Consider the following 17,689-nt stretch of genomic DNA (forward strand, 5'->3'; position numbering starts at 1 on the left):
GAGAGTGGGCGCGCATGCCGGCAAAGCCAAGCGGAGCCCCCATGCGAACAGATAGGCGATGAATCGCGGCCCCCGGTGGCGGGGGAAGCGCTTTTGGTCCTAGCTGCGGTTGAGGCGAGAAGTCCGAGAAGCGCGCGGGAGAGAGAAAGCGATGAACGGCCCTGTTCGGCCACTGCCCGCGGTCAATGGCGATAACCGGCCTTTCTGGACCGGCGGTCGCGATGGGCTGCTGATGATCGCACGTTGCGCCGATTGCGGCTATCATGTGCATCCGCCGGCGCGCTTCTGCCCGGCTTGCGAAAGCCGTACGGTCGCGCCGCAAGCCGTGTCGGGACGCGGGCGGGTCTATAGCTTCACCGTCAACTACAAGGCCTGGGTACCGGACCTGCCGGTGCCCTATGTGCTGGCGCTGGTCGAACTCGACGAGCAGGCGGGTCTGCGGTTGCCGGCGAATATCGTCGGCTGCGATCCGGACGATGTCGAGATCGGGATGGCGGTCTCGGTGCGGTTCGAGACGGTCGAAGATCTCCATGTACCGCTGTTCGGGCCTGCGGCATGAGCGGTTACGGCGAGAAGGAATGCGCGATCACCGGGATCGGCATGTCCGAAGTATCGCGCGGCGCCAGCAAGACACCGCTGAACCTCACGATCGACGCATGCATGGAAGCGATCGAGGATGCGGGACTGACGCGCGCCGACATCGATGGCGTGTCGAGCTATCCCGGTGGCGACAATAATGCTTCGGGCTTTTCGCCGGTCGGCGTGCCCGCATTGATGGATGCGCTTCGGATCGAGCCCAACTGGTATTCGGGCGGCGGCGAAACGCCGGGACAGCTGGGCGCGGTATTCAATGCCATCGGCGCCATCGCGGCGGGGCTTTGCAACCATGTCCTCGTATTCCGCACCGTCTATGAAGCCTCGGCGCGCAAGGGCGGGACCTTTGCCAACGCCTTGTTCAAGGGGCATGAGCGCGCTCATGGCCAGCTTGCCGAATGGGCGCCCTATTGGGCGCTCTCGGCGGCGGTACAGCAATCGCTCTATTTCCAGCGGTTCATCCACGATTATGGCGCGCGGCCCGACCAGGTCGGCTGGATCGCGGTCAACAACCGGCGCAACGCGGCGCGCAATCCCAAAGCGGTGTATCGCGACCCGATCACGATCGGCGACTATCTGGCATCCCCGCTCATATGCACGCCCCTGCACCTCTATGATTGCGACGTGCCGTGCGATGGCGCGGTGGCGCTGATCGTATCGCGCCGTGAGATTGCGCGCGATCTGCGCAACCCGGTGCTGCGCATCGAGGCGGTCGGGTCGGCACTCCATCGCCGCTACAGCTGGTCGCAGATCGAGACGCCCGCGACGCAGGCGACCCAGTCGGTGGCGAAGATGATGTGGTCGCGCACCGATCTCACGCCTGCCGATCTGGACATGGCGCAGCTCTATGACGGCTTCACCTACCATACGCTGGCCTGGCTCGGGTCGATGGGAATTTGCGACCACGCCGACGCCGCCGCCTTCGTCGAAGGCGGCAAGCGGATCGCGATCGAGGGTGAGATGCCGATCAACACCGGGGGAGGTCAGCTCTCGGCCGGACGCCTGCATGCTTATGGTCAGCTGCACGAGGCCTGTACCCAGTTGTGGGAGCGCGGCGGCGCGCGGCAAGTGCCCGGCGATGTGAGGGTGAGCGTAAACTGCACGGCCGGTGGCCCCCTGGCGGGCTGCATGCTGCTGGTGCGAGAGTAGGTGATGCGGGTCGGATTCATCGGTCTGGGCGATCAGGGTGGCCCGATGGCGCGCATGATTGCGGATGCGGGCTTTCCGCTGATGGTCTGGGCACGGCGGGCGTCTGCGATCGAGCGGTTTGTGGCGCGCGGGGCAGGGGTTGCGGCAGATCCTGCGGCGCTGGCGTCAGCTTGCGATCTGGTCTGCCTGTGCGTGACCGGTGATGCCGATGTACGTGAACTGCTGATCGATCGCGGCATGATCGCGGCCCTGCGCAAGCGAAGCCTGGTCGCGATCCATTCGACCATCAACCCGAAAACCTGTGTCGAGCTGGCGCAAATGGTTTCCGCCCGGGGCGCCGCCTTGCTCGATATGCCGGTGTCGGGATCAGGGCATGCCGCGCTCGCGCGCAAATTGCTGGTGATGACGGGGGGCGATGCCGGTGCGATCGCACGGACGATGCCGGTGCTCGAGAGCTACGCCGGAACGATCATCCGCATGGGCGATGTCGGCGCCGCGATGAATGCGAAGCTGGTCAATAACTTGATGGCCGTGGTCAATATCGGCCAGGCATTCCACGCGCTTGCGCTCGGCCGGAAGGTGGGAGTCGAGCCCGCGGCGCTGCGCCAGGCGCTGATGGTGGGAACCGGGCGCAGCTTTGCTGTCGATCTGATCGCGCGGCTGCATGTGCCAAAGCGCGCGCATCATGTGCGAGGGGTATTGGTGAAGGATGTCGACCTGGCGATCGAGGCCATGCCGGCGGACGAACGCGCCTATTGGCGGCCGCTGGCTCAGGCCGGGTTGGATGCACTCGAACAACTGATCTCCGGCGGGGTGACGCTTCTGCCGGTGAAGGAGGAGGAACATGGCGAATATATCGTCTATGGTACGGCCTGACAGGGCCGCCGCGCGCGCTGAATTCTATGCGCCCGAAATCGCCTTCGACCGCCCGGTGCCCAAAGTGCCGGCCGCGGCGTTCCGCGCGGAGCGCGATCGCGCGTTCGCGGCCGATGCAGCGACCGGTTCGATCCCTTGCGACCTGTCCGAGCAGCTGGGCAGCCCCTGGCCCGCGACCACGCCGACCATGCTGGCCCGCTATGTCGTGATCCGCGCGGGCGAAACGCTGCAGCATCAGCACTGCTCGACCGGCGAGGTCTTCTACGTCATGCGCGGCGCGGGGGAGACGGTGTGCCGGGCCGAATCCTTCGCGTGGAAGCGCGGCGATGCATTCTGCCTGCCCGGCGGTGAGCCGGTCGAGCATCTGGCAGCGCAGGATGCGATCCTGCTGCAAGTGACCAACGAGCCCGAGCTCGCCTATTTGCGGGCGGCGCCGGGCGACGCCGCGATCGAGCCGACGCTGTTTCCCGGCGAGATCGCCGCACAGCATCTCCACAACGTCCATGGCCGCAACAGCGAACAGCGTGCGGCGGGCAAGTCCGTCGTGTTCCTCACCACGATGATGGCAAGTCGCCGTGTCACGACGCCGACCCTGCTCTCGGCGCTCAACACACTGGAGCCCGGCGGCGACCAGCGGCCGCATCGTCACAGCTCGGTTGCGCTGACACTGAGCATCGAGGGCGAGGGCGTCTATTCGATGGTCGATGGCGAGCGCATCGACTGGGCGCCCGATACGCTGTTCGTCACTCCGCCCGGCGCGGTGCATTCGCACCACAACCGGGGAGACAAGATGATGCTGAGCTATGTCGTGCAGGATACCGGCCTTCACAGCCAGCTGCGGACCACCAACTTCGCTTGGACGGAGTAACACGATGCCGGTGATCGCTCCGTTGCCGATGGAAGAGATCGATGACGAGAGCCGCGCGCGGATCGCCGCCGGTCAGGCGACGGGCATGTACAGCCAGACGCTACCGCTTCAGGTCATGGCGCGTGCGCCCGCCGCGTTGCGCGCGATGGACGAGGGGTACAAGGCGATGTTCCGCCGGTCGCTGCTGGATGACCGGCTACGCGAGCTGCTTCGCATCCGCAGCGCCCAGCTCAACGGATGCGGACCCTGCTCGCAATCGCGCAAGGAGACGGACGTTGCCGAAAGCGACGTCGCGTGCCTGATCGATCCCGACGCCGGCAGCTATTCGCGGCGTGAACGTCTCGCGCTCCAGTTCCTGGTGCGTCTGTGTACCGAACCCGATGCGATCACGCCGACGACCTATGTCGAATTGGCTGAGGCGTTTTCGGTCGCGGAGATTGTCGAGCTGGGCTGGACCTGCGCACAGACGATGGCGGGGCATCGATTCATGCATACACTGGATCTGCTGGGTGACGGCGAGGCCGTTCTTGGATGATGCGTCGCTGGGCGCCGTTTGCCGCGGATGTGGACGCAGCATGGCGGCGAAGCGGTGAACGAAGAAGCTGATGGCGCCAGAAAGGACAGCGGCGCCTTCCAGCCGCTCGTCCATCGCAATTTTCGTGAGATATGGCTCGCCAGCCTGATGTCGAACCTGGCGCTGCTGATCACTGGCGTCGGTGCAGCCTGGGCGATGACCCTGCTGACGGACAGCGCGCAGATGGTGGCGCTGGTCCAGTCCGCGCTGATGCTGCCCTTTCTGTTCCTCGCAATGCCGGCGGGCGCGATCGCCGACAGCTATGACCGGCGCAGGGTGGCCATCCTTGCGATGGGCGGCGCCGCCTTGTCCAACCTGCTGCTCCTTGGCGTGGCCCTATCAGGCCTGCTTACGCCCTGGCTGTTGCTGGCGCTGTGTTTTCTGGTCGGCATCTTCAACACCATGTTCACGCCCTCCTGGCAGTCGGCAGTCTCCGAACAGGTGCCGTCCGAGGATCTGCCGCGCGCGGTCGCCCTCAACGCGATCAGCTTCAACATCGCGCGCAGCTTCGGGCCGGCGCTGGGCGGCGTGATCGTCGCGGCCATCGGCGCGGCGGCGGCATTCGCGGCATCGGTACTGCTCTATGTGCCGATGATCGCCGCCTTCTTGCGCTGGAAGCGCGTGCCGGACACGCCGCGCCTGCCGCCGGAGCGCGTGGGCGGAGCGATCGTCTCGGGGATCCAGTATATTGGACATTCGGGGGCGATGCGCGCGGTGATCGTGCGCAGTTTTCTCTATTGTGCAGGGGCGTCGTCGGTCGCGGGATTGCTGCCGTTGATCTCGAAGCTCCATCTTCAGGGCGGCCCGCTCGTCTTTGGCCTGCTGCTTGCCTGCTATGGCGGCGGTGCGGTGATCGGTGGGGTGTTCCTGCAGCGGCTGCGCAGCATGCTGGGACACAGCCCGACCGAGAATGGCGTTGCGCTGACGGCGGCCGCGATGATTGCCTTGGCCTTTGCAGGGTCGCTTTGGGTAGCGGCGCCGATCCTGATCTTCCTGGGCGCGGTCTGGACGCAGGCGCTGACCGCGCTGAATGTCGCGGTTCAGACGGGCGCGCCGCGCTGGGTCTCGGGACGGGCACTCGCAGGCTTTCAGGCGACAGCTGCGGGAGGTTTCGCGCTCGGCAGCTGGGTGTGGGGCTATGTCGTGGAGGAATCGTCGCTGACAGCGGCGATGATCGCATCGGGTGTCGCGTTGATGGCCTTTTCGATTGCCGGGCGCTTGATGAAATCGCCCAAAGATATCCCTAACCCTGCCGCCGCCCGATACGATCCGGCCGACCCCGAGATCGACCTCGCGTTAACCGGGCGCAGCGGCCCGATCGCCATCCAGGTCGTGCATATGGTGCCCGAAGAAGATGCGCGCGGCTTCTATGACCTCATGCTGGAAATCCGCCGCATCCGTCGCCGCAACGGGGCCAGCGCCTGGTCGCTTGCGCGCGATATTGCTGACGCGCGCCGCTGGATCGAGCGATTTCACTGTCCGACCTGGCATGACTATCTTCGCCATCGCACCCGCCTGACCGCCGAGGAGCTCGGGCTCCTGAGCGTTATCGCCGAACGCTATGGCGAGAATGGTCAGCTTCGCATGACCAGGCTCCTCGAGCGGCCGGTCGGGTCGGTGCGTTGGCAGGCGGACACGCCTGATCGGGGCGAGCTTCCCGCCACGCTCGCCCCCTGAGGACGATCAGCCGCTCCGCGTGAAGTCCGGCGGCCGTTTCTCGAGAAAGGCGCTGACCACCTCGCGAAAGTCGCCCGAACCGCCGCACAGCAATTGGGTCCGCGCTTCCAGCGCAATGGCGGCCTGCATCGAAGCGGTTTCCAGGTTGCGGCGGACGACATCCTTGGTCATCGCAACGCCAAAGGGCGCGTTCGCGGCGATCAGGCGGGCCGTTTCGAGCGCGGTATCGAGCAGCACATCGTCTGCCACAGTCCGCACGACATAGCCGATCCGCTCGGCCTCCTCGGCATCGAATTTTCGGCCGGTCAGCATCAGCTCGAATGCGCGCGACAGCCCGATCAGGCGCGGCAACAGCCAGGAAATTCCGCACTCGCCAGCCGAGAGGCCCAGCCGGGCGTTGGCGATGGAAAAATGGGCCGAGCGCCCGGCGATGCGAATATCGGCGGCTAGCGTGAAGGCGAAGCCGCCGCCCGCCGCCGCGCCGTTGACTGCGGCGATCACCGGCTGGCGCAGATTGGCAATGCGCTCCATCAGCCTGGCTAGGCGAAGCTGTGAAGCCAGCGACTCTTCGGGTCCGGCGCTTTCCACGAAATCGCTCTTGAGGTCAGCGCCGGCGCAGAAGGCGCGGCCGGCGCCGGTCAGGATCAGGACCCGGGCCTCGCGATCCGCGTCCAGCCGGTCGAACAGTGCCTCGAACGACGCGATCAGGTTGCGGTCGATCGCATTCATGCGCGCCGGACGGTTGATCGTGGCGATGACGATGCCGCCGTCGTGCCTGTCGATCTGCAGTTCGCTCATCTGGCCCTCACTGGAAATGGGAGCCGCCATCGACATTGGTGTTGGCGCCGGTCATGAAGGTGGAGATGCGGGAGGCGGCGAGCAGGATTACGGGCGCGATCTCATCAGGATGTGCCACGCGGCCGAGATCGGTGCTGCTGCCGAACCGCGACTTGAGCCATTGACCCGATGCGGCAAGGTCGTCGGGATCGACACTACCCTCCGACCCCGAACTGACATAGGCACGCAGATTGGCCGACATGACCGGGCCGGGCGAGACGATGTTGACCAGGATACCCTCGCAAGCCAGTTCGAGTGCCATGTTCTTGCTGATCGAAACCAGCGCGGCCTTGGCGGCGGTATAGTCCGCCAGCCCGCGCGAATGATGCTGGGTCGACATCGCGGACAGGTTGACTACCCGCGCCCAGGGCGCCGCGCGCAGCAAGGGCAGGGCGGCGCGAACGCACCGCATTGCGCCGAGCGCGCCGATGCTGAACGAGTCGATCCACCGGGCGTCATCGATTTCGTGCCATGGCTGGCCGCAGGTCTGCGGTCCGGCGGCGTTGACCAGCGCATTGAGATGCGGCCAACGTGCCGCGATGGCCGCAAATGCAGCATCGACCGATGCGGTGTCGCCGATATCGGCAACCGCGGTCAACACGTCGGGACTGCCCAGCTTGCGCAGCGCGCTGGCGGTTTCGCCGAGGCGGCCGGCGTCGCGCCCGATCACGGCAATCTTTGCGCCCTCGCGCGCGAAGGCCTCCGCCGCCGCCCGGCCCATGCCTGCGCTGCCGCCGGAAACGCAGACACAGGCGTCACCCAAGCCGATATCCATGCCTAATCTCCCAATGTCCAGAGCAGCTTGACCCGGCGATGCGCGATCCGCCAGCCGGCCGCCCCCCGGACAAAGCGGTCGACATAGCTTCCTTCCTGGATCACCTGGCCAGCGCGCATCACGAAGAAATAAGTCCAGCCCTGTGCGTTGCCCGCGTCCGTGAACTCAATCCGGCTCGTCGTCAGATGATGGCGCGATCCGCGCAGATCGATCCCCTCCGATCCGGTCGCGGCGACGCCGGACAGGAATCCCGCGATCGCCTGTTGTCCGCGATGGATCGCATCGGGAATCTCCAACACTCCATCTTCGGCAAACACCGCCGCCACCTCGTCGATTTTCCCGCGATCGCCAGCGCTGTTGTAAACGCTTTGAAGATGCCGAATCTCGGCGCGCGCCTGTGCCTGCTCGGACTCGGTCATGACGCAAGCTGCCAGTGGCCGGTCTCGGAGCGATGCCATCCGCCGGCCGCCGTGATGCCACCGTCCACCGGGATGGTGGCTCCGGTCACCCAGGACGCAGCCGGGGAAGCAAGGAAGGCGATGACCGATCCTGCTTCATGGATCGTCGCCATTCGACCCAGCGGCACATGACGATCGCGCGCCGCGATCCTGGCTGGCTCGGTCGGCATATGCGGGCGCAGGCCGGGCGTATCGATCAGGTCCGGCGCGATGCAGTTCACCCGAATCGCCCGCGGGGCAAGCTCAAGCGCCATCGTCTTGGTGAACTCGACCATCGCCGCCTTGCAGGCAGCATAGACGCTGAACCCTGGCGCCGCCCGCAACGCTTCGGTGCTGGCGACATTCACGATCGCGCCCCCGTTCGCCATCACCCGCGCCGCCGACTGGGTCGCGGCCAGCATGGAGGTGAAGTTGAGATCGGTGACGCGCTGCCAATTGCCCTCATTCTGATCGAGAAAGGCGCGCGGGCGCACGCCGCCTGCATTGTTGACCAGAATGTCGATCCGCCCGAACTCGGCCGCTGCGAAATCCACCAGCGCGCGCGCCTGATCGGCCTGCATCATGTCGGCGGGCCGGAAGGCTGCGCGGCGGCCGATCGCTTCGACCGCTGCCGCGACGCGCGCGCCGTTGCCGGCATCGATATCGCCCAGCACGATGTCGGCGCCCATGCCCGCCAAAGCGAGCGCTGCGCCCTCTCCGATTCCGTTCGCGCCTGCGGTCACGACCGCGACCTTCCCTTGGAGCTGCACTATTCTCTCCTGTCGCTGCGATCTCGACCCAAGGCTTCGGAACCGTCCGGCGCAACCCGCAAGCACATCGCATCATGGATGCGATGGAACATGAGGCTTGCTGGACACTTGTCTAGTCAAGTGTCTAGCGAAGCGCGAACGGAGAGGAATCGGATGAGCGATCTATTCACGCCCGCGCAATTCGAAGCGCTCGACGCGTGGCTGACGGCCAATGTTCCCGCGCTGGGCGATGGCGTGCTGACAGCGAGTTTCGTGACCGGCGGCACCAGCAACATCGTTGTCCGGCTGAGCCGCGGCGATATCGCGGTCGTGCTGCGCAAGGCGCCAGAGCAGGCGCCCCCCGCCAGCGCGAAGGCGATCCAGCGTGAAGCGACCGTGCTGAAGGCGCTCGGCGGATCGCGGGTCCCGCACCCTCGCTTCCACGGCTATTGCGAGGACGCCTCGATCGCAGGCGGTCCATTCTACATCATGGATCTGGTTGATGGTTGGGCCGCCGATCTCAGCCCGGTCGATAACCAGATGCGCTTCAATGCCGCCTTTACCGGGCCCGATCTGCATTATCTCGCGCATGCCATGATTGACGGCATCGTCGAGATGGCCAATCTCGACTATGTCGCGGCGGGACTGGAGGGCTATGGCAAACCCGACAAGTTCCTGGAACGCCAGGTGGAGCGGTGGCGCAGCCAGCTCGCGAGCTATCCCGACCGTTATCCGGGCTTCGAAAGCCGCCAGCTGCCGGGCCTCGATTATGTCGCCGACTGGCTGAGCGCGAATGTGCCGACGACCGGCCGGCGGGGCCTGATGCATGGCGACTATGCGATGAACAATGTGCTGTTCGCCAATCGCCCGCCTGCGCGGCTCGCGGCGATCATCGACTGGGAAACCTCGACCATCGGCGATCCGATGATGGATCTTGCCGCCTATTGCGGACAATTGCGCCGCGGCAACGGACCGCAGCCGGCCAGTCCCTATCTCGATCCCGTGCGGTTTCCCTGGTTCGAGGATGCAGTTGACTATTTCGCGGAGCGCACGGGGCGCGACGTGTCCGCCATCGACTATTACCAGATTCTCGCCAAATACCGGATGGCCTGCATCATCGAATACAAGGTCGCCGAGGCAGCGATCGGCCTCGCGCCGCCCGAAAAGGGCCGGCGTTTCGACGGACTTGTCCGCGGCTTGCTGTCCGAAGCCGAAAGCATCGCCCGCGCCAGGGGCTGACACCTTATCTCCAGGAGACTAGCCATGGATTTCACCGTCGACGCCGAGTTCCAGAAGAAGCTCGACTGGATGAAGGACTTTGTCGAGAACAAGGTCCGGCCGCTCGAATTCATCTATGATTACGACAAGGATGCCGCCTACGACATCGAGAACAAGCCGCTTCGCAAGGTCATCAAGCGCCTCCAGCAGGAGGTGAAGGACAATGGCATGTGGGCTGCCCATCTGCCCGAACATCTGGGCGGAAGCGGCTGCGGCGCGGTCAAGCTCACCTATATGAACGAGATGTTCGGCACCTCCGCCTTCGGCCCGGTGGTGTTCGGGTGCCAGGGGCCGGACACCGGCAACAGCGAGATCCTCGCAATGTTCGGCACCGAGGAGCAGAAGGCGCAATATCTGCAGCCGCTGCTCGATGGAGACATTTTTTCGACCTTTGCGATGACCGAGCCCCAGGGCGGGTCGGACCCGACCAATTTGCGCTGCGTCGCGGTTCGCGATGGCGACGACTGGGTGATCACCGGGGACAAATGGTTCGCATCCAATGCCAACCATGCCAGCTTCATGATCGTGATGGCCGCCACCGATCCGACGGCGCCGCCGCATAGCCGAGCGACGATGTTCATCGTACCGACCGATGCGCCGGGCTTCGAGATCGTCCGCAACATCGGCTTCTGGACGGACAGCCCCAATTCGGGCGGCCATCCCTGGATCCGCTTCAACGGGGTACGCGTGCCGGACAGCGCCCGGCTGGGACCGGTGGGCGAAGGGTTCAAGGTCGCGCAATCGCGGCTGGGCGGGGGGCGCCTGCATCACGCCCAGCGCACGATCGGGCTGGTCAAGCATTTGATCGACATGATGGCCGAGCGCGCGGTCAGCCGCATGTCGGGCGGGGAACCGATCGGCAACAAGCAGGCCGTGCAGGCGATGATCGCCGAAAGCTATATCGAATATATGCAGTTCCGTCTGCTTGTCCTCTACACCGCCTGGATGTTCGACCAGCAGCAGGAACATGGCCGCGAGGGCCGCAAGATGATCAGCGCGATCAAGGCCGCAATGGCGAAGATCGCGCAGGACGTGACGATCCGCGCGGTGCATCTGCATGGCTCGCACGGCCTGTCGAACATCATGCATTTCGGCGAGTATCTCGCGGTGGCGCTGCACGAGGGAGCGGCGGACGGCGTGACCGAGCTCCATCTCGGCGCCGTCGCCAAGCAGGTGCTGCGCGACTACAAGCCGCGCGAAGGCAGCAACTTGCCGAGCGAGACGACATTCCTCAAAAAGGCGTGGGCGGAAAAGCAGCTCAAGCCGATCCTCGATGAGCTTGGCCTGACCTTCGACGATGGCCGCGCGGACATCGAGAAGAACCTGCCGGTCGAGAAATATAACCTGAAGCGGGTATCGGCCTGATGGATCTCTCGATCGGATCGCTGTTCACGGTCGCGGGCAAGACCGCGATCGTGACTGGCGGGTCGAGCGGAGTGGGACGGATGATCGCGTCCGCGCTCGCCGCCAATGGCGCGCGGACCTGTATCGTCGGTCGCAAGCGGGCCGCGCTCGAGGCGGTAGCGAGCGAGATCGGCTGCGATTTCATCGTCGCCGATCTGTCGCTCCCCGATGCGATTGCCCGGCTCGCAGGGGAGATCGCCGCGCGCGAGGCCGCCATCGACATCCTCGTCAACAATGCGGGCACGACCTGGGGCGCGCCCTTCCCGGCATTTCCGCTGGAGGGGTTCGACAAGGTGTTCGCGCTCAACGTCCGCACGCCGTTCCTGCTGACACAGGCGCTGTTGCCGCTGCTCGAGGCTGGAGCGAGCACCAAGGACTTCTCGCGCGTCATCAATATTAGCTCGGTGGGCGCGCGGATGGTCGGCGAGGATGGCGGGTCGGTTGCCTACGGCCCGTCCAAAGCCGCGGTCGAACAGATGACACGCGTGATGGCACGTCAGCTTGGCAGGCACCGCATCACCGTCAACGCCATCGCGCCTGGCTGGTTTCCGTCCCGGATGAATGCGCCGCTCGGCGATCAGGCGGCGGAGGACTGGATTTCGCGGACACCTGCCGGACGCCTCGGCACCGCGCGGGATATGGGCGGGCTGGCGCTGTTCCTGTGTTCGCCGGCCGGGGCCTATGTGAGCGGGCAAATCATCGCTATCGATGGAGGCCGCTCACTCTAGGCGCTGCGGGCCTTTGTGGCGATCGCCTCGCGGTCGAGCGATTCCTTGCGGAACGACTGGTTGGCATCGCGTGATCTGCGATGCTCATTGTCGATCGCGTCGGCATAAGTGAGACCGAAATTCTCGTCGATCAGCGCGTTGTATCGGCGGATGACGGATGGGTCGTTCGCTGCGATGTCGTCGGCCAGCTTGAGCGCGGCTTGCATCAATTCCGCTGGTTCGACGACGCGGTTGACCAGCCCCCAACGTTCCGCCGTTTCGGCATCGATGGCATTGCCGCCGAGCGACATTTCCTTGGCGCGCCCGATGCCCACAAGGCGGGAGAGCAATGCGCTCATTCTTCCCCCCGGAATGACGCCCACGCGCGCATGGGTATCCGCGAATTTGGCGCCGCGCGCCGCAATGCGGATGTCGCAGCACATAGCGAGCTCAAGCCCGCCCGTAATCGCAAAGCCATTGATCGCGCCAATTACCGGGCCATCGAATGCCGCCATGCCGAAACGGCGATGGCCCGCACCCTGGTCCTCGTCCGGTGCTTGCAGCCCCGACTCGCCGCTCGACAATTCCTTGAGGTCCATTCCCGCGCAAAAGGCACGTCCCTTGCCGGTCAGGATCGCGACCCGCGTCGCGTCGGAAAGACCCGCAAAGGCAGCTGCAAGCTGCGCGGACAGGGCCCGCGACATCGCGTTCAACGCGTCAGGCCGATTCAGCGTGACGATCGCGATCGGCCCGCGATGTTCGACGAGGACGACGGGTTCTTCCATCATTCAGGCTCCAGCAAATGGGTGCGGATCGCGTTGATTTCGGCATCGCCAAGACCAAGCCACCCGAAATAGCCGACGATATCGCCATGGACCTCGTCGATCGCGGCAAACATCGCGTCGAGATAGGCAGAATCGACGATCAGCATCGGCTCCCACACCGCAGGATCGACGTCTTGCCGCCCGATATGGTTGTGGAAGCGGCGGCGGCCCGCATCGAGATAGACGTTGCTCAGCAGATAGTCCGCCATGATGTCCGGGCGGGCGACGCCGAGCACATCGAGCATGAGCGCAGCCAGCGCGCCGGTGCGGTCCTTGCCTCCGGCACAGTTGAACAGCAGGGGAAGCTCACCTGCTGCCGCGGCCTGAAATATCGACTTGAACGCCTCGGCCTGATCGAAGGGGAGGGCGCGGTAAAGCGCCAGCATGCCATCGCGCATGTCTGCAGCAGTCGGGGTCGCGGCGGCTGCGAGGGCGGGAAGATCTGCGCCGCTGTGGCGATAATCGCGCGCGAGACGACGGATCTGCGATCCCCAGCTGCGTGCCGGACGCCGTTCGCGTTCGATGCTCGTTCGCAGATCATAGATCAGGCGAAGATCCAGCGCCTCCAGCGTGGCAATATCGGCATCGGTGATCTTCGCCAGTTCGCCCGCGCGATAGAGCCGGCCCCGCCGGACCGTGCGGCCGAAGCGTGTCGCATAGCCGCCCATGTCGCGCACATTACTGGCGCGCTCGAGGTGGACATGGCGATCGACGACCTCGCCTGTTCGCAGTCGGACCCTGTTCGTCTTGCATTCCATGCCCCCACCCTGACCGGCGGTGGCGGTTGCGGCCAGCGTTGAAGTGCAAAGCATCGCATAGGTGCTGGGTGCGGGATTGCCTCGCCCGGCCCGAGCGGTGATGGTCCGCGGCCAAGGAGGGGCCGATGGTCAAGGCATTTGCAGTTGAGTGGAGCGAGCGCGAGGTCGAGGCGCTGAAGGCCCGGGTGGCGGCCTGTCCGCTTCCGCCGGCGCCTCAAGGTTCCGGCTGGGCGCTGGGTTGCGATCGGGATTTCCTGGAGCGGTTCCGCGACCGGTGGCTGAACGGCTATGACTGGCGTGCGGCGATGCGCGATCTCAACCTCTATCCCCAGTTCATTGCGGAGATCGACGGCCAGACGATCCATTTTGTCCATATCGAAAGCGCGGTCGCGGATGCGCGGCCCTTGTTGCTGACCCATGGCTGGCCCGGTTCCCATTACGAATTCTGGTCGGTGATCGAGCCATTGTCGGCCGCGGGGTTCGATCTCGTGATCCCGAGCCTTCCTGGCTATGCATTCAGCGGCAAACCCGATCAGCCGATCGGGCCGAAGCGAACGGCAGCGCTCTGGGACCGGTTGATGCGTGAGGTCCTGGGCTATCCGCACTATCTTGCGCAGGGAGGCGATTGGGGGGCGACGGTGACGTCGCAGATCGGTCTCAACCATCCCGAAGGCGTGCGCGGCATCCATCTCAACATGCTGGGCCTGCGCAGCACCGAGCCGCCGCAGAATGAGGCGGAGACCGCCTGGATGGCGAAATCCGGCGCCGCGCAGCAGATGCTCGGCGGCTATTCGGCGTTGCAGATGGTGAAGCCCCTCTCGCTCGGCTGGCTCGGGGCAGGCAATCCGCTGGGGCAAGCAGCGTGGATACTCGAGCGGTTTCACGACTGGGCCGATCTGTCCCAGGGCGATCTCGAGACCCTATTCGGCCTCGACCATCTGATCACCAACGTCATGCTCTACATGATGACCGACAGTTTTGCCTCGTCGCTTTGGTTCTATCACGGACTGATCCGAGAGGGCGGTATCAACGTGGCTGCCGGGCAGCGTTGCGAAGTGCCGACGGGCTTTGCCGCCTTCCCCCGCGATGCGCTCATGCCGCCACCGCCCAGGAGCCGGGTCGAGCTATGCTTCAATCTCGTCCACTGGACCGAGCCGGGCACGGGCGGGCATTTCGCCGCGATGGAGGCGCCGCAGGCCTTCGCCGCCGATGTGATCAAATGGGCCGACAAGGTCTGGCTGACGGAGACTCACGCATGACCGACTTGATTCCCGACGGGTATAGCTATGCCGAGTCGCCAAGCGCATTCCCGAATCATGTCGGGCGCATCTTCCACAAGACGGTCGAAGTCCCCGGTGGCGAGCCGGAGAAGTGGGTCGCGCTCTATGTCGAGGACCATCATGTCAACAGCTGGGGCATGGCGCATGGCGGTCTGATCGCCTTCCTCGCGGAAGTCGGAACCGCCGGCGCTGCTTGGGATCCGGCTGGGCCGCCCGTGGTAACGATCTCCCTCACCATCCAATTCCTTCGCGCGCCCAAGCTTGGTCAGTTGCTGGAAGTGCGGGCTAAAGCTTCGCGCCGCACCCGAAGCCTGGTGTTCGTCGATGCGCAGGCCTTTGCCGGTGGCGAGCTTCAGTTCACGGTAACCGCGGTGAACAAGGTGATCGGCGGCTAGGAGGCTCGGTCGAGCGCCGCGATCACCTCGTCCGCGGTCGTGATGCGCGCGAGCATGCGCAATTGTTCGGTGACGATCACGCGATGCGTCTCGGGGTCGGCGCCTGCGGTGCAATCTTCCGGGATCACGACATAATAGCCCAGATCGACGGCGGCCATGGTGTTACCGGGCATGGCGATATTGGTCGAGACGCCGGTGAGCACCACCGTCTGGATGTCCATGCGCCGCAGCGTCGCATCCAGATTGGTCCCGTTGAACGCGATCAGGCCGGCGGGCCGGTCAAGCACGAAGTCCTGAGGATGCGGCTTCAACTGCGGCACGAATTCCGCCTCGACGCTCCCTTTCTTCAGCTTGCCGCCCTTCAGTGTCAGTGCGTTGATCAGCGAATTGGGCTTGATGTCGGCGAGATCGTCGCGATGGACGACGGGGGCATGAAATACCGGCAGCGCCCTGGCGCGGAATGCATCGGCCAGCGTCGCGATGCGATCGAGGATCCCGCGCTCGGCAACCTGGTCGGCCAGCCCCCTGAAGCCAGCATAGGCCGCATCGACGACACCAAGCTGGCATTCGTTGATGATCAGCGCGGCGCGACCCTCGATCTTCATTTCCTTTGCCATTGCATGCTCCTCTGTGGCGAGCCGAGGTAGCGCAAACGAGCCGTCTATTCCCGCACATCCTTGATCAAATGCGCCGGACATTGCGGCGTTGCGCGCAGGCGGGAAGAGGTAGGGCATGGACCAGATGAAGCCAGCCGGAGTGCTTGCCCCTTATGCCGGTGCGCCGCCGCCTGCGCCTGCATGGTATCGATGGGCAATAGACCAGCTACCCGAGCGATCGATCTTCGAATGCGACGGTGTTCCCGTCGAGCTGTTGACATGGGGTGAGGTCGGCAAACCGGGGCTGCTGTTCCTCCATGGCGACAGCGCCCATGCGGACTGGTGGTCCTATACCGCGCCCTTCTTTGCCGACGAGTGGCGATGCGCGGCGATCTCCTGGAGCGGGATGGGCAGTTCGGGGCGCCGTCCTGGCTACACATTCGACGCATGGGCCAGGGAGGCGATCGCTGCGATCGACGCCGCTGCGCTCGACAATGGCACCGGCACCATGGTCGTCGCGCATTCGCTGGGCGGCTACCCTGCGCTCATTGCGAGCGCACGCGAACCCCGCATCCGCGGCATTGTCTCGCTCGACAGCGCGATCATCCCGCAGGATCTGATGGCGGAGGTGCCGCGCCCGAAGCCTCGCCCGCACAAAGTCTATGTGAGCGAGCAGGAGGCGCTCGGGCGGTTCCGCTTCATGCCGCCGACCATCGGCGACCAGCATTATGCGGTGGATCACATCGCGCGGCGCGGCCTGCACGAAGCGGAGGGCGGTTGGACATGGCGCTTCGACCCTGAAATCTGGCGCGACCTTGAAAGCCGCAGCGGGGAGAACCTCGCCGACTTGCCGCGCAGGGCGCAGTGCCCCCTAGCGCTGATCGTCGGGGAACGGTCGGAACTGATCCGCGATGAAATCGCCACCTACATGCGCGGCATCTATCCCGAAGGAACGCCCTTCATCGGCATCCCGGATGCAGGGCATCACATCATGGCGGACCAGCCGCTGGCGCTGATCGCCGCGCTGCGGAGTTGTTTCGCCTATTGGCCGGAGAGGACGCCATGAAGCTTGCAGGCAAACGGTTCATCGTCACCGGGGCGGCGACGGGCATGGGCGCGGCGACCACCGCTGCGTTCGTTCGCGAAGGGGCGAAAGTCATCGGTTTCTATCGCAGCAGGGGCTATGAGGCATTGGCCGAGCGCCTCGCCGGGGAGGCCGGATCAGCGCACTTCCTGAAGGTGGACGTTGCCGAGCAAGATCAGGTGTTGCCGGCATTTGCGCAGGCCGTGGACTGGCTTGGCGGGCTGGACGGCCTGATCCACGCAGCCGCGATCTGCCCGACAACGCCCGCGGAAGATATCCGCCACGAGCAGTTGATGGACGTGCTTCGCGTCAATGTCGGCGGAACAATGCTGACCAACCAGGCTGCGCTGCCCTATCTCAAGGCCAATGGCGGCGGACGGATCATCAACTTCGCCTCCTCTACCGGTGCGACGGGGTCGGCGATCAAGGCCGACTATGCCGCGTCAAAGGGGGCGGTGATGGCATGGAGCCGATCGATCGCCACCGCCTGGGCGAAGCATGACATCACGGTCAATATGATCTGTCCGGTGATCAGCACCGACATGTATCTGGCGACGCGCGCGGCGATGACGCCCGAGCAGCTTGCCGCGCATGACGCCTCGCTGGCGACGTCGATCCCGCTGGGCGGGAGGTTCGGCGATGCCGAACGCGATTTCGCGCCCGTAGCGGTATTCCTGGCCGGTGACGGCGCGGGGTTCATGACCGGGCAGATGTTCTCGGTCGATGGTGGCGTATTGATGGTACGATAGTCATGAGCGTGGGGTAGGGATCAGCCGCCTGGCCCGGCCGCGGCTTATAACGGCTTCCTGCCTCGAACCCGATGACCA

General features: G+C 65.2%; 20 protein-coding genes. 13 read left to right on the forward strand and 7 right to left on the reverse strand.

The genetic code is table 11. The annotated features are described in order from the left end of the window. Positions 1-151: 151 nt before the first annotated feature. The 6 genes from KYX69_RS14420 to KYX69_RS14445 are packed head-to-tail and all read left to right on the forward strand — an operon-like array spanning position 152 to position 5,738. Complete coding sequence (locus KYX69_RS14420; protein ID WP_126003426.1) at positions 152-559, forward strand: Zn-ribbon domain-containing OB-fold protein; 408 nt, start codon at positions 152-154, stop codon at positions 557-559. Continuing rightward, positions 556-1,743 (forward strand): thiolase family protein, encoded by a 1,188-nt coding sequence (locus tag KYX69_RS14425; protein ID WP_126003427.1) that lies wholly within the window; start codon positions 556-558, stop codon positions 1,741-1,743. Before KYX69_RS14420 ends, KYX69_RS14425 begins: the two co-directional genes overlap by 4 nt. A gap of 3 nt (positions 1,744-1,746) precedes the next feature. Next, a complete protein-coding gene (locus tag KYX69_RS14430; RefSeq protein WP_126003428.1) occupies positions 1,747-2,619 on the forward strand; it encodes an NAD(P)-dependent oxidoreductase in 873 nt (290 codons plus the stop codon). Beyond that, positions 2,588-3,487 (forward strand): cupin domain-containing protein, encoded by a 900-nt coding sequence (locus tag KYX69_RS14435; protein ID WP_300498502.1) that lies wholly within the window; start codon positions 2,588-2,590, stop codon positions 3,485-3,487. The genes KYX69_RS14430 and KYX69_RS14435 overlap by 32 nt, the downstream gene beginning before the upstream one ends. Before the next feature lie 4 nt (positions 3,488-3,491). Then, a complete protein-coding gene (locus tag KYX69_RS14440) occupies positions 3,492-4,022 on the forward strand; it encodes a carboxymuconolactone decarboxylase family protein (RefSeq protein ID WP_164523212.1) in 531 nt (176 codons plus the stop codon). A gap of 54 nt (positions 4,023-4,076) precedes the next feature. Then, complete coding sequence (locus tag KYX69_RS14445; protein WP_300498505.1) at positions 4,077-5,738, forward strand: MFS transporter; 1,662 nt, start codon at positions 4,077-4,079, stop codon at positions 5,736-5,738. A gap of 6 nt (positions 5,739-5,744) precedes the next feature. Here KYX69_RS14445 and KYX69_RS14450 read toward each other — a convergent pair whose 3' ends face one another. The 4 genes from KYX69_RS14450 to KYX69_RS14465 are packed head-to-tail and all read right to left on the reverse strand — an operon-like array spanning position 5,745 to position 8,557. After that, a complete protein-coding gene (locus tag KYX69_RS14450; RefSeq protein WP_300498507.1) occupies positions 5,745-6,536 on the reverse strand; it encodes an enoyl-CoA hydratase-related protein in 792 nt (263 codons plus the stop codon). A gap of 7 nt (positions 6,537-6,543) precedes the next feature. Continuing rightward, positions 6,544-7,350 (reverse strand): SDR family NAD(P)-dependent oxidoreductase, encoded by an 807-nt coding sequence (locus KYX69_RS14455; protein ID WP_126003433.1) that lies wholly within the window; start codon positions 7,348-7,350, stop codon positions 6,544-6,546. Between the two features lie 2 nt (positions 7,351-7,352). Continuing rightward, the gene (locus KYX69_RS14460) at positions 7,353-7,769 is read right to left on the reverse strand and encodes a nuclear transport factor 2 family protein (protein ID WP_164523213.1); all 417 of its coding nucleotides are present in this window, start codon (positions 7,767-7,769) and stop codon (positions 7,353-7,355) included. After that, complete coding sequence (locus KYX69_RS14465; protein ID WP_241231065.1) at positions 7,766-8,557, reverse strand: SDR family NAD(P)-dependent oxidoreductase; 792 nt, start codon at positions 8,555-8,557, stop codon at positions 7,766-7,768. The genes KYX69_RS14460 and KYX69_RS14465 overlap by 4 nt, the downstream gene beginning before the upstream one ends. A 153-nt stretch (positions 8,558-8,710) precedes the next feature. On the opposite strand from KYX69_RS14465, the gene KYX69_RS14470 reads away from it, so the two are divergent. From KYX69_RS14470 to KYX69_RS14480, 3 genes are read left to right on the forward strand one after another with little or no spacing between them, the layout of a single operon-like run. Then, a complete protein-coding gene (locus tag KYX69_RS14470; RefSeq protein WP_300498510.1) occupies positions 8,711-9,775 on the forward strand; it encodes a phosphotransferase family protein in 1,065 nt (354 codons plus the stop codon). A 24-nt stretch (positions 9,776-9,799) separates the two neighbouring features. After that, positions 9,800-11,179 (forward strand): acyl-CoA dehydrogenase family protein, encoded by a 1,380-nt coding sequence (locus tag KYX69_RS14475; RefSeq protein WP_126003435.1) that lies wholly within the window; start codon positions 9,800-9,802, stop codon positions 11,177-11,179. Then, positions 11,179-11,946: an SDR family oxidoreductase gene (locus KYX69_RS14480; RefSeq protein ID WP_126003436.1), complete on the forward strand. Its 768-nt coding sequence runs from the start codon at positions 11,179-11,181 to the stop codon at positions 11,944-11,946. The genes KYX69_RS14475 and KYX69_RS14480 overlap by 1 nt, the downstream gene beginning before the upstream one ends. On the opposite strand, the gene KYX69_RS14485 is transcribed toward KYX69_RS14480, so the two are convergent. After that, positions 11,943-12,713 (reverse strand): enoyl-CoA hydratase, encoded by a 771-nt coding sequence (locus KYX69_RS14485; RefSeq protein WP_241231066.1) that lies wholly within the window; start codon positions 12,711-12,713, stop codon positions 11,943-11,945. The genes KYX69_RS14480 and KYX69_RS14485 overlap by 4 nt on opposite strands. Continuing rightward, on the reverse strand, positions 12,710-13,507 hold the full coding sequence (locus KYX69_RS14490) for a tyrosine-protein phosphatase (protein WP_300498512.1): 798 nt from the start codon (positions 13,505-13,507) through the stop codon (positions 12,710-12,712). Before KYX69_RS14490 ends, KYX69_RS14485 begins: the two co-directional genes overlap by 4 nt. A gap of 125 nt (positions 13,508-13,632) precedes the next feature. Here KYX69_RS14490 and KYX69_RS14495 point away from each other — a divergent pair, with 125 nt between their 5' ends. Both KYX69_RS14495 and KYX69_RS14500 read left to right on the forward strand, forming a co-directional pair. After that, positions 13,633-14,766: an epoxide hydrolase family protein gene (locus tag KYX69_RS14495; protein WP_126003438.1), complete on the forward strand. Its 1,134-nt coding sequence runs from the start codon at positions 13,633-13,635 to the stop codon at positions 14,764-14,766. After that, on the forward strand, positions 14,763-15,182 hold the full coding sequence (locus tag KYX69_RS14500; RefSeq protein WP_066580735.1) for a PaaI family thioesterase: 420 nt from the start codon (positions 14,763-14,765) through the stop codon (positions 15,180-15,182). Before KYX69_RS14495 ends, KYX69_RS14500 begins: the two co-directional genes overlap by 4 nt. Here the strand turns inward: KYX69_RS14500 and KYX69_RS14505 are convergent. Beyond that, on the reverse strand, positions 15,179-15,799 hold the full coding sequence (locus KYX69_RS14505) for a cysteine hydrolase (protein ID WP_206431319.1): 621 nt from the start codon (positions 15,797-15,799) through the stop codon (positions 15,179-15,181). The two genes, KYX69_RS14500 and KYX69_RS14505, sit on opposite strands and share 4 nt — an antisense overlap. 115 nt (positions 15,800-15,914) lie before the next feature. Between KYX69_RS14505 and KYX69_RS14510 the strand changes: the two genes are divergently transcribed. Beyond that, entirely contained in the window at positions 15,915-16,844 is a 930-nt protein-coding gene (locus KYX69_RS14510) for an alpha/beta hydrolase (protein ID WP_126003440.1), read from the forward strand. Then, a complete protein-coding gene (locus KYX69_RS14515; RefSeq protein WP_126003441.1) occupies positions 16,841-17,611 on the forward strand; it encodes an SDR family NAD(P)-dependent oxidoreductase in 771 nt (256 codons plus the stop codon). The genes KYX69_RS14510 and KYX69_RS14515 overlap by 4 nt, the downstream gene beginning before the upstream one ends. The last annotated feature ends 78 nt before the right edge of the window (positions 17,612-17,689 follow it).

The organism is Sphingomonas sp. (assembly GCF_030145815.1).
GTDB lineage: Bacteria > Pseudomonadota > Alphaproteobacteria > Sphingomonadales > Sphingomonadaceae > Sphingomonas.